The sequence below is a fragment of the Mesorhizobium sp. M1273 genome, assembly GCF_040318195.1.
Lineage (GTDB): Bacteria > Pseudomonadota > Alphaproteobacteria > Rhizobiales > Rhizobiaceae > Mesorhizobium.
On record NZ_JAMYLV010000028.1, the window covers coordinates 43,219 to 58,189 of the forward strand.

At 63.2% G+C, this 14,971-nt stretch carries 13 protein-coding genes; 6 read left to right on the forward strand and 7 right to left on the reverse strand.

What is annotated here, in order from left to right; translation table 11 throughout:
• The first annotated feature begins 182 nt into the window (after window positions 1–182).
• Window positions 183–1,772 (forward strand): trimethylamine methyltransferase family protein, encoded by a 1,590-nt coding sequence (locus NKH30_RS24405; protein WP_352469998.1) that lies wholly within the window; start codon window positions 183–185, stop codon window positions 1,770–1,772.
• A 115-nt stretch (window positions 1,773–1,887) separates the two neighbouring features.
• Window positions 1,888–3,117, forward strand: a complete 1,230-nt coding sequence (locus NKH30_RS24410; RefSeq protein ID WP_352540459.1) for an aromatic ring-hydroxylating oxygenase subunit alpha — start codon at window positions 1,888–1,890, stop codon at window positions 3,115–3,117.
• Between the two features lie 46 nt (window positions 3,118–3,163).
• Here NKH30_RS24410 and NKH30_RS24415 read toward each other — a convergent pair whose 3' ends face one another.
• The 5 genes from NKH30_RS24415 to NKH30_RS24435 all read right to left on the reverse strand — a co-directional run bounded on the left by NKH30_RS24415 (window position 3,164) and on the right by NKH30_RS24435 (window position 9,443).
• On the reverse strand, window positions 3,164–3,562 hold the full coding sequence (locus NKH30_RS24415; RefSeq protein WP_352997382.1) for a hypothetical protein: 399 nt from the start codon (window positions 3,560–3,562) through the stop codon (window positions 3,164–3,166).
• Window positions 3,563–3,678: 116 nt separating this feature from the next.
• Window positions 3,679–5,067 carry a chromate efflux transporter gene (gene chrA, locus NKH30_RS24420; protein WP_352997383.1) on the reverse strand — a complete coding sequence of 463 codons (1,389 nt, stop codon included), beginning with the start codon at window positions 5,065–5,067 and terminating at the stop codon, window positions 3,679–3,681.
• Entirely contained in the window at window positions 5,064–5,897 is an 834-nt protein-coding gene (locus NKH30_RS24425; protein WP_352997384.1) for a chromate resistance protein ChrB domain-containing protein, read from the reverse strand. Before NKH30_RS24425 ends, chrA begins: the two co-directional genes overlap by 4 nt.
• Before the next feature lie 318 nt (window positions 5,898–6,215).
• The gene (locus tag NKH30_RS24430) at window positions 6,216–8,021 is read right to left on the reverse strand and encodes an IlvD/Edd family dehydratase (RefSeq protein ID WP_352613838.1); all 1,806 of its coding nucleotides are present in this window, start codon (window positions 8,019–8,021) and stop codon (window positions 6,216–6,218) included.
• A gap of 237 nt (window positions 8,022–8,258) precedes the next feature.
• Window positions 8,259–9,443 carry an Mrp/NBP35 family ATP-binding protein gene (locus NKH30_RS24435; protein ID WP_352469992.1) on the reverse strand — a complete coding sequence of 395 codons (1,185 nt, stop codon included), beginning with the start codon at window positions 9,441–9,443 and terminating at the stop codon, window positions 8,259–8,261.
• Window positions 9,444–9,637: 194 nt separating this feature from the next.
• Between NKH30_RS24435 and NKH30_RS24440 the strand changes: the two genes are divergently transcribed.
• Window positions 9,638–10,015, forward strand: a complete 378-nt coding sequence (locus tag NKH30_RS24440; RefSeq protein ID WP_352469991.1) for a VOC family protein — start codon at window positions 9,638–9,640, stop codon at window positions 10,013–10,015.
• Between the two features lie 41 nt (window positions 10,016–10,056).
• Here NKH30_RS24440 and NKH30_RS24445 read toward each other — a convergent pair whose 3' ends face one another.
• Window positions 10,057–11,064 (reverse strand): inorganic phosphate transporter, encoded by a 1,008-nt coding sequence (locus tag NKH30_RS24445; RefSeq protein ID WP_352997385.1) that lies wholly within the window; start codon window positions 11,062–11,064, stop codon window positions 10,057–10,059.
• Window positions 11,064–11,705 carry a DUF47 family protein gene (locus NKH30_RS24450; RefSeq protein ID WP_352469989.1) on the reverse strand — a complete coding sequence of 214 codons (642 nt, stop codon included), beginning with the start codon at window positions 11,703–11,705 and terminating at the stop codon, window positions 11,064–11,066. The genes NKH30_RS24445 and NKH30_RS24450 overlap by 1 nt, the downstream gene beginning before the upstream one ends.
• Before the next feature lie 193 nt (window positions 11,706–11,898).
• Here NKH30_RS24450 and NKH30_RS24455 point away from each other — a divergent pair, with 193 nt between their 5' ends.
• From NKH30_RS24455 to NKH30_RS24465, 3 genes are all read left to right on the forward strand, one after another.
• Window positions 11,899–12,798 (forward strand): LysR family transcriptional regulator, encoded by a 900-nt coding sequence (locus tag NKH30_RS24455; protein ID WP_352470186.1) that lies wholly within the window; start codon window positions 11,899–11,901, stop codon window positions 12,796–12,798.
• Window positions 12,799–12,931: 133 nt separating this feature from the next.
• Window positions 12,932–13,411, forward strand: a complete 480-nt coding sequence (locus NKH30_RS24460; protein WP_352997386.1) for a formate dehydrogenase subunit gamma — start codon at window positions 12,932–12,934, stop codon at window positions 13,409–13,411.
• Entirely contained in the window at window positions 13,408–14,964 is a 1,557-nt protein-coding gene (locus tag NKH30_RS24465; RefSeq protein ID WP_352997387.1) for a formate dehydrogenase beta subunit, read from the forward strand. The genes NKH30_RS24460 and NKH30_RS24465 overlap by 4 nt, the downstream gene beginning before the upstream one ends.
• The last annotated feature ends 7 nt before the right edge of the window (window positions 14,965–14,971 follow it).

Genomic DNA, 14,971 nt, shown 5'->3' on the forward strand with positions numbered 1-14,971 from the left:
CCGACCGGAGCCTGGCGCATGTGGTGCGGCTCCGGTTCTTTAGCTCCTTGGCATATTCGACGGGACCGGCTGGCACATAGGCTGTGCCAATGCCGGCGGCATAGTCGCTGTGTAGAGGGACGAAGCAGGCCGATGGTGGACCAACCGCCGCGCGTTCCTGCCGATGAAGGTGGAGTGCTTCCATGCCAGTGGCTGTCGAACAGCAGGACACGCCGGCGAACCGTCGTCCACAGCGCTCCGGTCTTCGCGAAACAGGACATGCCATGCGATCAGCTCCTCTGATGGAGGACACCGGACCACGACACCAGGCCATCGAGGGCGGCAGCTACGGGCCGCTGCGCGGGGATGACTGCGAGCGCATCCACGAGGGCGTGCTGACGCTCCTGGAGACGGTGGGTTTCGCCAATGCCATCCCTTCCTGCATAAAGGTGCTGACCAAGGCGGGGGCGGTCCATGGCGACGACGACCGTGTGCGCTTTCCGCGCGCGCTAGTGCTCGACACCATCAAGCGGGCGGCACGACATTTCACACTTCATGGCCAGGACGCCAGGCACGACATGGTGGTCCAGGGCAAGCGCGTGCACTACGGCACGGCAGGTATCGCCGTGCACCTGGTGGATCTGGAGAAGCGCGAGTACCGCGAATCCAAGCTGCAGGACATTTATGATGCTGCCCGCATCGTCGATGGGCTGGACAACATCCATTTCTTCCAGCGGCCGATGGTGGCGCGCGACATCGCCGATCCGCTCGAGATGGATTTCAACACGCTCTATGCCTGTGTGATGGGGACATCGAAGCACGTCGGAACATCCTTCACCGTGCGTGAGAACGTGAAGCCGGCGCTTGAAATGCTGTACGCCATCGCCGGCGGCGAGGAGAATTTCCGCGCCCGGCCATTCGTTTCTAACTCTAACTCATTCGTCGTGCCGCCGATGAAGTTCGCGGAGGATGCCTGCGGCGTGCTCGAGGCTTGCGTTGAAGGCGGCATCCCGATCCTGCTGCTCTCGACCGGCCAGTCCGGCACCACAGCACCCGCGGCGATGGCCGGCGCCGTCGTGCAAGCGGTGGCCGAAGTATTGGCCGGCCTGGTCTATGTCAATGCGCTCAAGCCGGGCCATCCGGCGATCTTCGGCGCCTGGCCGTTCATGTCGGACCTGCGTACCGGCGCCATGGCCGGCGGGTCGGCCGAGCAGTCGGTGGCAACCGCGGCCTGCGCCCAGATGGCGCAATTCTACGATCTGCCCGGCGGCTCGGCCGCTGGCATGACGGATTCGAAACTGCCCGACATTCAATCCGGCTACGAAAAGGGCATCACCAATGTGATGGCCGGCCTCTCCGGCCTCAACCTCGTCTACGAGGCGGCCGGCATGCATGCCTCGCTGCTCGGCTTCTGCCTGGAGAGCCTGGTCATCGACAACGACATGCTCGGTCATTGCCTGGGCTGCGCACGTGGCATCGACGTGACTGACGAGGCCTTGTCGATCGACAACATCGCCGAGGTCTGCCTCAAAGGCCCAGGCCACTATCTCGACAACGAACAAACGCTCAAGCTGATGCAGACCGAGCATTTCTATCCCGCCTTCGCCGATCGTTCCTCACCGAAGGAATGGAACGAAAAAGGCCGACCTGATATATTGCTGCGTGCGATCACCGAGAAGAAACGCATTCTTGCCGAACGATTTCCGCGCCACGTGCCAAAACAGGTCGACGACAGATTGCGTGCCCGCTTCGGCAGCCTGATCCACCTGCCGCGCACGCATATGGGCGGCTGACCGGAGACGAGTTCGTGCAGCCATACAGCCACCACCCAGAGCCAATTCCGGACGGAAAACCGCTTCACAGTTTTCCTGGAATTGCCCCAGGACCAACCATCGGGCAGAACGACAAATGAGTGCGCATCCTATCCTGCAAGCCCACACCGACGGCGACGCGATCGATCGGCTGGTGGCGTCTCACCGGCCCGGCCACGGCCTGGTGCGTGCCTTCTATCATGACCCGGCGATCTTCGAGCGTGACATGGAACGTGTCTTTCGCCGCCACTGGCATTGCCTGGCCCATGCCAGCGTTATCCCGAACCCCGGCGATTTCGAGCTGTTCAAATTGGGCGACGAGGCGGTCATCCTGACGCGCGGCATGGATGGCACCGTGCATGCCATGCTCAATGTCTGCCGCCACCGCGGCGCCGAGGTCTGCACCAAGGAGAAGGGCAACGCGAAGATGTTCGTGTGTCCCTACCACGCCTGGACCTATTCCAATGACGGGTCGTTGCGCGCTGCCCGCCTGATGCCGAAGGATTTCGACCGCACGGCGCACGGGCTGAAGAAGCTTCATGTCCGCGTTGCCTCCGGGCTGGTTTTCATTTCCTTCGCGGAGACGCCGCTCGATTTCGATCCAATCGAACAGTCGCTGCGCACAAGCTGCGGCCAGTATGGCTGGGGCGACGCCAAGGTGGCGTATCGCCAGTCCTATCCGCTCGACGCCAACTGGAAGCTCGCCGTCGAGAACTATGTCGAATGCTACCATTGCGGGCCGGCGCATCCGGAATATTCGCAGACGCATGCGCTGGAAAAGCCGGCCGAGATGATCGAGCAGCTCAACGCGGCGATGGAGCAGCGCACCTGCGCGCTCGGCATCGAGATCGGCAGCGCCAACCGCTGGCAGAACTCGGCGGCCGGTCAGGAAGCAATCCATACCTTCCGCTATGCGCTCTATGATGGCGTTTCGAGCGGCAGCCAGGATGGCTCGCCGGTGGCCCCGCTGATGGGCCGATTCACCGACTATGACGGTGGCGTCACCTCCATCCATCTCGGCGGCACGACCTTCCTCGTCTGCTATCCCGATCACGGCATGATCTACCGCTTCATCCCGAAAACGGCGGGCACCTGCGAGATGGAGCTGATCTGGCTGGTGCGCGGCGACGCGGTCGAGGGCCAGGACTACGATCTGGAGAAGCTGACCTGGCTGTGGAAGGTCACCACCCAAGAGGACAAGAAGATCATCGAGCACACAGCGCGTGGCGTGCGCTCGCACTATTTCGTGCCGGGGCCGATCGCGCCGATGGAATACAACGAACTGCGCTACATCGGCTGGTATCTTGAGGAGATCAGCCGGGCTTGATCGACTCGGCTGCCGCGGGGGGATCCGGCAGATCTTGCCTGTCGCGTCATTCCGCGCTGAGCCCGTATCGGTCGACGACTTCGGCGTTGATCAGCTTGGCATGCAGCGTCATCAGCACGATCTGTGCGTCGAAGCTGTCGCCGGCCTCAAGTGCCGCCTCGATGCGGCGCTCGGCTTCCAGCGTCCGTTGATGGCCATTGGCTTGCTCGAAGGTTTCGGGACCCGCGATGCAATAGCTGCACAATTGTGCCACCGACGCATAGATGCCCGGCGGCGGCTCGTCGGGCCAGTGATCCTTCATCGGATTGACGATCGTGAGTTTTACCCCCTCCGGCACAAGGGCGGGATGCAGATCGGCGCCGCGCAATGCATCGTCGAGCTGCCTCAAGTCGCCCGAGCGACCGAACATTCCAAGGAAGCCGAGGGAAGAACGCCGTTGCGCCATAATGGTCCAACCGTTCCCAACCAGTTAGGTGGTTCACAAGCGGAATACAAAGGCAGCGGCATCCAAGCGTCGCGTTTAAGTAGATTCAGGCGATGCGCTTCAAGTCCTTGCAGGCATCAGCTACTTACCGCCAGCAACAAGACACCGGCCAGCGCCGATCCGGCAAGCGTCGGCAGCATACCGATCTTCAGCTTCAGAATGGCGATCATCGAGGCACAGGAAAGCAGCGCCGCCCGCCAGTCTATCGATGAAAGCACCGGCACGTCCATTCCAAGCCCGACATTGCGCACTTCACCGAAGATGACGTGCAAGCCGAACCATAGAGCGAGATTCATGATGACGCCAACGACGGCGGCGGTGATCGCACCGAGCGCCGCCGACAGCGCCTTGTTGCCGCGCAGCGCTTCGATGTAAGGCGCGCCAAGGAATATCCATAGGAAACATGGGGTAAACGTCGCCCACAGCGTGAACAGCCCGCCAAACAGTCCGGCAACCAGCGGCGCCAGCAAGCCCGGCTGGCGGAACGCGGCAACGAAGCCGACGAACTGCAAGACCAGGATGAGCGGACCCGGCGTGGTTTCGGCAAGTCCAAGGCCGTCGACCATTTCACCGGGTGCCAGCCAGCCGAAGTACTCGACCGCTGCCTGCGCGACATAGGCAAGGGCTGCGTAGGCGCCGCCGAAGGTGACGACCGCCATGACACTGAAGAAGCCACCGATTTGCGTCCAGACGCTGGCAGGGCCGGTGAAAGCCCAGACCAGCAGAACAGGCCCCAGCCAGATCGGCAGCCAGATCGCCAAAGTGCGCGGCGCGTGCCATCGCGTCGGCCTGACGTGGGTCAGTTCACCGCGCTCGAACATCAGATCCACCGCGCCCTTGATGTCGGGAACATCGCCCTTGCCCTGCGATGCGGCTGAAAAAAATGCCGGCGCACTACGGTTGCCGATCCAGCCTGTCAGGCCGGCAAGCAGGACGATCAGCGGAAACGGCACGTTCAACGCGTAGATGGCGATGAAGGCAGCGAGTGCGATCGACACCATGATCGGGTTTTTCAGCGCGCGTCTGCCGATCCGGATCACCGCCTCGATGACAATGGCGAGCACGGTCGCCTTGACCCCGAAAAACAGCGCCGCGACGAGTGGTACATCGCCATAGAGCGCATAGAGGCTGCTCAGGACGAGCATGACAAGCGCGCCCGGCACGACGAAGAGAATGCCGGCAACAAGGCCGCCGGCCGTTTTGTGCAGCAACCAGCCGATATAGATGGCGAGCTGCTGGGCCTCGGGGCCAGGCAGCAACATGCAGTAGTTCAACGCATGCAGGAAGCGCTGTTCGCCGATCCAGCGCCGTTCCTCGACCAGTTCCTTGTGCATGAGCGCGATCTGCCCGGCCGGGCCGCCAAAGCTGAGCACGCCGATTTTCGCCCAGACCTTCACGGCCTGCCGGAAGCTCGGCACAGCGGGCTCCTGAATCTCCGCCGGCTTTTTCGATAGGACGGCGCTCACGATGGTTTGCCCGCGCTGACTGCGCCGGCGGCCGGCCAGTTATGCGTCTCCTCGGTGGCATCGCGGCACCAGCGGAAGAACATATCATAGAGCAGCATGCCGGCCTCGAGCTGCTCCAGATCGTTGCGAAACATCCGTGACAGGCCAAGCGAGGCAGCCAGGAACCCGGCCGCCTGTGGAACAAGATCGAGGCTCGCAGTATCGGCGGCGCGTATGATCGTGGCCAAGCGATCGAGTGCTTCGGATTTAAGCCCGAACTCCTCGATCATGGTGTCGAAGGTGCAGCGTTCGCCGCGGTGGCTCCAGAACACGTTCTCAATGTCGAAAGGCACGGCCTGAAAGCGATCGGCGACGGCCGACACTTCGGCCGGCTCGACGAAGAGAAAGACCGCGTGAGGATCGATGAAGCGCCGAATCAGCCAGGGGCAGGCGATGCGGTCGACCTTCGGGCGCGTACGCGTCACCCAAACGGTGCGGCCCTTGGCGTCGCGGGGCGGTATCTTGCGGGCGTCAACAAGAAGCCCCTTGGCGTCGCGCCAGTCTTCAAACCCGCCGTCGAGCGATTCGGCGGCAATGCCCTCGTGGCGCAGCCATGCGGCCACGCCTTGCGAGAGCTTTTTTCCCTGTTGGCAGACGACTGTCACTTGCCAGCCGGCGAAGTCGGCAGCCCAGTTCGAGACAGTCCTGAAATCACGCCGATCCGACCCCGGCAGCAGTCGCGGGTCGGCGTTGTAGTCATCGTCGATGCGGACATCGATGATCGCGGGTGCACCCGGCAGACCAATCAGACGGGATAGTTGCGGTACGGTGATGGTTGTTGTCGACGGCATGGCGTCCACCTCCTGGAAAGAGAAGCTTGGACGCGAACATTGGGCTGACGCCTCACGGGGTCGTCGCGATTAACCCCTTGCGATGATCGTGGATTTGTCGCGCTCGCTTGTCAAGCATTGCCGTTCTCGCGGGAGCAATCGCTGTTGACAAATGACCGCGTCCAACCCTGTGCCGGGCATTTCTGCCCATTAGCGGCAGGCTATCGCAGGTGGAAAGCCGAGGCTTTCGCTCTGCGATGTGACCCCACCCCTACCCCTCCTGGCGCTGACCTCGGCAAATTGCCTGCACCGGCGGCTGGCTCATGCGACGGACCCTGGTCAGTGATTGTCCCTCGGCACCCCGCTTGTATGAGCCACATCCTGGTATTTTACCGCCGGCTTCAGCACCATGCCTTCGGAAAACTGGTCGACCATGCCGCGCTGGATCTCCTGCCACGGCGTCTGGTGCTTGGGATAGTGATAGCCGCCATTGTTCTGCAGTTCGGTGCGCCGCCGCGTGATCTCGTCGTCGCTGACGAGGATATCGGCGGTGCCCTTGCGCAGATCGACGCGGACGCGGTCACCGGTCTTCAGCAGCGCCAGCCCGCCGCCGATGGCGGCTTCCGGCGAGGCGTTGAGGATCGAGGGCGAACCCGACGTGCCCGACTGGCGGCCGTCGCCGATACAGGCCAGCGCGTGGATGCCCTTTTTGATCAGATAGGCCGGCGGCTGCATGTTGACGACTTCGGCGCCGCCCGGATAGCCGATCGGGCCGGCGCCGCGCATGAACAGGATGGTGTGCTCGTCGATGCCTTGTGCCGGATCGTCGATGCGGGCGTGGTAATCCTCGGGCCCGTCGAACACCATGGCGTTGCCCTCGAAGGCTTCGGGGTCCTTCGGGTTCGACAGATAGCGCTCGCGGAACTCGGGCGAGATGCCGCTGGTCTTCATGATCGCCGAATCGAACAGATTGCCCTTGAGATTGATGAAGCCGGCATTGGCTTTCAGCGGCTCGGCAACCGTGCGGATGACGTCGAGGTTCTCGTTGACGGCGCCCCTGCAATTGTCACCGATGGTCTTGCCATTAGCTGTCATGGCTTCCGGATAGGGCAGCAGGCCGCCCTTCATCAGTTCGGCGACCACGGCCGGCACGCCGCCGGCATGGTGATAGTCCTCGCCGAGATATTCGCCCGTCGGCTGCAGATTGACGATGAGCGGTATGTTGAGGCCGACCTTCTGCCAATCGTCATTGTCGAGCGGCACGCCGAGATGGCGGGCGATGGCGTTGAGGTGGATCGGCGCGTTGGTCGAGCCGCCGATCGCCGAGTTGACGACGATGGCGTTCTCGAAGGCCTTACGGGTCATGATGTCGGACGGCTTCAGATCCTCATGCACCATGTCGACGATGCGCTTTCCGGTCTCGTAGGCGATCTGGCCGCGCTCGCGATAGGGGGCGGGGATAGCGGCCGAGCCCGGCAATTGCATGCCGAGCGCCTCGGCCAGCGAATTCATCGTGGTGGCGGTACCCATCGTGTTGCAATAGCCGGTCGACGGCGCCGAGGAGGCAACGATATCCATGAACTCGTCATAGCCAATCTCGCCGGCCGACAGGCGCTGGCGCGATTCCCAGACGATGGTGCCGGAGCCGGTGCGCTTGCCCTTGTGCCAGCCGTTGAGCATCGGGCCGACCGAAAGCGCGATAGCCGGAATGTTGACGGTGGCCGCGGCCATCAGCATGGCCGGCGTCGTCTTGTCGCAGCCAATGGTGAGCACCACGCCGTCGAGCGGATAGCCGTAGAGCACCTCTACCAGGCTGAGATAGGCAAGGTTGCGGTCAAGTGCAGCAGTGGGCCGCTTGCCGGTCTCCTGGATCGGGTGGCAAGGGAACTCGAAAGGGATGCCACCCATCGAGACGATGCCTTCGCGCACGCGCTTGGCCAGTTCGATGTGATGGCGGTTGCAGGGCGACAGGTCCGAGCCGGTCTGGGCGATGCCGATCAGCGGCTTGCCGGACATCAGTTCGGCCCGCGTCAGCCCGTAATTCAGGTAGCGCTCCAGATAGAGTGCCGTCATGCCCGGATTGTCGGGATTGTCGAACCACTCCTGCGAGCGAAATTTTTTCTTGTGGGTGGGGGCGCCTGCCATCGTGGTCTCCGTATTTGTATGACAAATCGATATGACAACCCGCGGGAGCAGGCAAGGGGCACGCGCCATCCGAATCCGCTCTTTGGTACGAAAGACATACATCTGCCTCCGCGCCAGACGGGATCGTGGTTTGTCAGCCCGCTATCCCGGAGAGTTGGAGCGCGTCGCCGCGGACCCTACCTGACCCTTCCGGCCACCCTCCCCCTCAAGGGGCCCACTTGGGGAGGCACATCCGCATCACTCGAACACGATGCTCGGCACTGCAGCCTCGGCCGCGCCGCGCTCTTCATTGACGCGGTCCCAGACCTTGGCCGCGATGTCGCGATAGATTTTCGCCTCAGCGCCATCCGGCTTGGAGACCACCACCGGCGTGCCGGCATCGGAGCTTTCGCGGATGCCCATCTCGAGCGGCACTTCGCCAAGGAAGGTGACGCCGAGACGCTCGGCCTCGCGGCGGGCGCCGCCATGGCCGAAGATGTCGTAGCGTTTTCCCGTATCGGGGGCGAGAAAATAGCTCATGTTTTCGACGATACCCAATAGCGGCACGTCGACCTTTCTGAACATGTTGAGGCCTTTGCGCGCATCGATCAGGGCCAGGTCCTGTGGCGTCGAGACGATGACGGCGCCGGCCAGCGGCACCTGTTGGGCCATGGTCAGCTGGGCGTCGCCGGTGCCGGGCGGCATGTCGACGACGAGCACATCAAGCGGTCCCCATTCGACCTCGCGCAGCATCTGCGTCAATGCCGACATCACCATCGGCCCGCGCCAGATCATCGGCGTCTCCTCATCGACGAGGAAGCCCATCGACATGACCTTGAGGCCATAATTCTGCATCGGCTTCAGGATCTTGCCGTCGACGGTCTGCGGCCTGCCACGAATGTTGAGCAGACGCGGCATGGAAGGGCCATAAATGTCGGCATCGAGCACCCCGACCCGCAGCCCGTTGGCGGCAAGCCCAAGGGCGATATTGACGGCGGTGGTCGACTTGCCGACGCCGCCCTTGCCGGAAGCGACGGCGATGATCGCTTCGATGCCGGGTACGCCGCGCTTGCCCTGGCTGTGCGAGGCGGGCGCCTGCGGCGTGGGACGCGCAGGTGCGGCCGGCGGAGCGGGCCTCTGAGCCGGTCTTTGCGGAACCGGCGCCTCCATGCCGCCGCCCTTCTTTTCCGCCGTCAGCGCGACCACGGCGCCGGCAACACCGGGGATCGCCTTGACGACACGTTCGGCCGCCGCACGCAGCGGTTCCATCTCCTGGGCACGGGCAGCGGGAACGGTTATCGAAAAGAACACCTTGGCATCGGCAATGAAAATCTCGGAAACCAGGCCGAGGTCGACGATATTGCCGGTGAAATCCGGCCCATTGACCGTCTTCAGGCGCTCGATAACGATTTCCTTGGTCACGTTTTCATTGGCGGCGGGCATGAGTTTTTCCTCTACTTTTCCGCTCCAGATAATGCAGTTCCGGAACAGAACCAAGCGATGGACCACCAATTGCAGCGGCGTATCGGGGAGGCAGCGAGCATATGACGGCATTTCCAGTGGGAGCAGCCGTCGCCAAATCGTCAGCGCAGCCTATTTCATGAGCATGGAATGACAGCCAGGGAAGGAGACGAATCATGCTCGCAAACAGCAACGCGACGGCCAATCTCGCCGTGAAGGACCTGGCCAAGGCCAGGGCATTCTACGAAGGGGTCCTTGGCCTGAAAGAGGTGCACAATGAAGGTGGCGAACTGATCGTCTATAAAAGCGGCGACACCAGCATCAACGTCTACCGTTCGAACTTCGCTGGGACCAACAAGGCGACGGCTGTGACATGGACGGTCGGCGACGAACTCGGCAAGATCGTTGAGGCATTGAAATCGAAGGGCGTGACCTTCGAGCATTACGACATGCCCGGGCTGACGCTTGAGGGTGACATCCATGTCGGTCACGGCATGAAGGTCGCATGGTTCAGGGACCCGGACGGCAACATCCTGAATCTTGTGGACCGGTAGTCGCCGCGCCAGAGGCGGCTCCAGGCGCCATGATGCTCACATCACCTTGCCAGACCGACCGCGAAGTAGGTGAGAGCCGCGATCGCCGCGGTTGCCGGCAGGGTGACGATCCATGCCACCACGATGTTACCGGCAATGCCCCAGCGAACGGCGGAGACGCGGCGGGCGGCGCCGACGCCGATGATGGCGCCGGTGATCGTGTGCGTGGTCGATACAGGAATACCGAGCCAGGTCGCGGCGAACAGGGTGATCGCTCCGCCGGTCTCGGCGCAGAAACCCTGCATCGGGTTCAGCCGGGTGATCTTCGAGCCCATGGTGTGGACGATGCGCCAGCCGCCGAGCAACGTGCCCAGCGCCAGCGCCGACTGACAGGTGATGACGACCCACAGCGGCACGTAAAAATTCGCGCCGAGCATGCCTTGCGAATAGAGCAGCACGGCGATGATGCCCATAGTCTTCTGCGCGTCGTTGCCGCCATGGCCGAGCGAATAGAGCGAGGCGGAAAAGAACTGCATGACGCGGAAGGTGCTGTCGACGGCGAACGGCGTCCGCCGCACGAACAGCCAGGAGACCGCGAGGATCAAGACAAGCGCCAGCAGAAAGCCTGCCGCCGGCGATAGCACGATGGCCGCCGTCGTCTTGCCCAACCCGGCCCAGACGATGGCACCGGTGCCTGCCTTGGCAACCCCGGCGCCGACCAAACCGCCGATCAGAGCGTGCGAGCTGCTGGACGGGATTCCGACGAGCCAGGTGACGACATTCCAGACGATGGCGCCGACAAGTGCTGCGAAGATCACTGCCGGCGTGACGATGCTGGCGTCGATGATGCCGGTTCCGAGCGTCTCCGCTACGTGGAGACCGAAGAACATGAAGGCGATGAAATTGAAGAAGGCCGCCCAGAACACCGCATAGTGCGGCCGCAGCACCCGGGTGGAGACGATGGTGGCGATGGAGTTGGCGGCATCGTGCAGGCCGTTGAGGAAATCGAAGAACAGCGCGACGACGACAAGGCCGACCAGCACGGGAAAGGCTATTGCGGCTTCTGACACTATACGTTCTCGATGACGATGCCGCTGATTTCGTTGGCGACGTCCTCGAAGCGATCGACCACCTTTTCCAGCTGGCCGTAAATCTCGCTGCCGATCAGATAGGCCATCGGATCGCTGCGGCCGTGCCGCTTGAACAGGTCCTTCAGGCCCTGCTCGTGCAGGTCGTCGGCCCGGCCTTCGGCGCGCATGACCTCCTCGGCGATGGCGTTGAGGCGCACCGTATGCGCCCCGACCTTGCCGAGCAGCGGGATCGCCTCGGCCACCAACTTGGCGGCCTCGACGATGACACCTCCCATTTCCTGCATCAGCGGGTCGAATTCCTTCTTCTCGAACAGCCTTACCGTCTTGACGGTTTTGTGCATCATATCGATGGCATCATCCATCGACTGGATCAGGTCCTTGATGTCGCCGCGGTCGAAGGGCGTGATGAAGGAGCGGCGCACGGCCAGCAGCACTTCCGCGGTGATCTGATCGGCTTCGTTCTCGAGATCGATGATCGTCTGGCACCAGCGCTCGATGTCGTTGCCCTGCAAAAGCTGCTGCAGTGCCTCGGCGCCACCGACCACGGTGCGGGAATGCCGCTCGAACAGGTCGAAGAAGCGATCTTCGCGCGGCAGCAGCTTGCGGAACCAGCCCAGCATGTTCGGTACTCCCGTCGTGTCCAGTCCACGACCCCGTCTCATCCACATAGCGCCGCATTCCATCGCGGGAAACAGTAAGCCGGCTGAAAGATGTGGATGCGGACGATTTACACAGGCGGCTTGCGGCCGAAGGCGATTTCCCCGACCTTGCGCGCTAAGATCGGACACAGCGTCCATGACAGGCTCCGACGGCATGATCGACAAGCTGGAATTCTTCATAGCACTTGCCAGGGAAGAACATTTCGGCCGGGCGGCGGAGGTGTGCGGCGTCACCCAACCGACGCTTTCGGCCGGCATCAAGCAGCTGGAGGGTCAGCTCGGCGTGATGCTGGTGCTGCGCGGCTCGCGCTTCCAGGGGCTGACGCCGGAAGGCAAGCAGGTGTTGGTGTGGGCGCGCCGCATCGTCGGCGATAGCAGGACCATGCGCGAGGAGATGCGGGCGGCGCGCCACGGCCTGTCGGGGCGCATCCGCATCGCCGCGATCCCGACGGCGCTGGCCATGGTGGCGCGACTGACGACGCCGTTTCGGGCAAAGCACCCCGGCGTCACCTTCTCGGTGCTGTCGCGCACCTCGATCGAGGTGCTATCGCTGCTCGGCAATTTCGACATCGACGCCGGCATCACCTATCTCGACAACGAGCCGCTCGGACGCGTCACCAGCGTGCCGCTCTATGACGAGCGCTATCAGCTGATCACCGCGGTCGGGAACCCCTATTTCGACCGCGACAAAGTGACATGGGCGGAACTCAGCCAGCTGCCGCTCTGCCTGCTGACGCCGGACATGCAGAACCGCCGCATCATCGACCAGCATCTGGCCGAAGCCGGCGTGCAGGTGCGGCCGACATTGGAATCCAACTCGATGATCGTGCTGTTTTCGCATATCCGCACCGGCAAATGGTCGTCGATCATGCCGCTTAACCTTGCGGAAACCTTCGGTTTTTCCGAGCCGATCCGGGCGATCCCGATCGTCGAGCCGGATGCCAGCCACACGGTCGGGCTGGTGGCGGCGCGGCGCGAACCGCACACGCCGCTGGTCTCGGCGCTGTTGGACGAGGCAATGGCGCTGGCGGACGATTTCCACGGCCGCCGCTAGTCTAGACAATGCTGGTGAACGCGAACGATAGAAAATTTCTATCGAGCAACGGATCGGCTTTATTGATTTGGCGGGTTTCCTCTGATTTCCTAACCACTTAGCGGAAGACCGCCACGACCAGGGAGGGCGCTGCATGACGATGCAGCTAGCAAGTACCGAGATCGCATCGCGCACGGCGGCGATCATCCACGAGCTGAAAGGCCTCGAAGGCCCGCTGTTGCCGATCCTGCACGGCATACAGGAAGAGTTCGGTTATGTGCCGCAGGACGCACTGCCGATCATCGCCGTGGCGCTGAACATCTCCAGGGCCGAGGTTCATGGCGTCGTCACCTTCTATCACGATTACCGCAGCCAGCCCGCCGGCCGCCATGTGCTGAAGCTCTGCCAGGCGGAAGCCTGCCAGTCGATGGGCTCGGATGCGATTGCCGCCAAGCTCAAATCATTGCTGGGCATCGGTTTCCACGAGACAACCCGCGACGGTTCGGTGACACTGGAGCCGGTCTATTGCCTCGGCCTTTGCGCCTGCTCGCCGTCGGCAATGCTGGACGGGGAGGTGATCGGGCGGCTCGACGACGAAAAGCTCAACGAGATCGTTGCCGAGGTGCGCTCATGATCCCGCGTATCTATATTCCCGGCGATTCCGGCGCGCTGGCGCTCGGTGCGGAAAAGGTTGCCAAGGCGGTTCGTGCGGAATTGGCCGAGCGCGGCATCGAGGCCAAGATCGTGCGCAACGGCTCGCGCGGCGCCTATTTCCTCGAGCCTATGGTCGAGGTTGCGACAGCCACTGGCCGCGTCGCCTACGGGCCGGTGAAGCCATCCGACGTCAAAAGCCTGTTCGACTGCGGCTTCCTCACCGGGGGCCACCACAAGCGCTGGCTGGGCGCACCGGACAAGATCCCGTTCCTGGCAAGGCAGACACGGCTGACCTTTGCGCGCTGCGGCGTCACCGATCCGCTGTCGCTCGACCACTACAAGGCGCATGGCGGGCTGAAGGGCCTGCAGAATGCAGTGGCGATGACGCCGGCCGAGGTCGTCAAGCAGGTGACCGAGTCCGGGCTGCGCGGTCGCGGCGGCGCCGGCTTCCCGACCGGCATCAAATGGAAAACTGTGCTCGATACGTCGGCCGACCGCAAATACATCGTCTGCAACGCCGATGAAGGCGATTCCGGCACGTTCGCCGACCGCATGATCATGGAAGGCGACCCCTTCGTGCTGATCGAAGGCATGGCGATCGCCGGCATCGCCACCGGCGCGACCAAGGGCTTCATCTATATCCGCTCGGAATATCCGCATGCGGTGGCGGTGATGCAGAAGGCCGTCGAGATCGCCCGCAAGGCCGGCGTGCTCGGCGTCAATGTGCTCGGCTCGGCCAATTCATTCGACATGGAAGTGCGGGTCGGCGCCGGCGCCTATGTCTGCGGCGAGGAGACCGCGCTGCTCGACAGCCTCGAAGGCAAGCGCGGGCAGGTGCGGGCCAAGCCGCCGCTGCCGGCGCACAAGGGCCTGTTCGGCAAGCCGACAGTGATCAACAACGTCATCTCGCTGGCCTCGGTGCCGGTGATCATGGACAAGGGCGCTGCCTTCTACAAGGATTTCGGCATGGGCCGTTCACGCGGCACCATCCCGATCCAGATTGCCGGCAACGTCAAGTATCCCGGTCTCCACGAGGCGGCGTTCGGCATGACGCTGGGCGAGATCGTCGACGATATCGGCGGCGGCACGGCGACGGGACGCCCGGTCAAAGCGGTGCAGGTGGGTGGCCCGCTCGGCGCCTATTTCCCGCGCGCGCTGTTCGACACGCCGTTCGACTACGAAGCGTTTGCCGCCAAGGACGGGCTGATCGGCCATGCCGGCATCGTCGTTTTCGACGACAGCGCCGACATGCTGAAGCAGGCACGCTTTGCCATGGAATTCTGCGCCATCGAGAGCTGCGGCAAGTGCACGCCGTGCCGCATCGGCTCGACGCGCGGTGTCGAGGTGCTGGACAGGCTCGCCCAGAACGTCGAACCGGAAAAGCAGATCGCGCTGGCCACCGACCTTTGCAACACAATGAAGTTCGGCTCGCTTTGCGCTCTCGGCGGCTTCACCCCATATCCAGTGATGAGTGCACTCAACCATTTCCCGGACGACTTTCGGCCGACGCCGGTCGCCGAAGCAGCGGAATAGGAGCGGA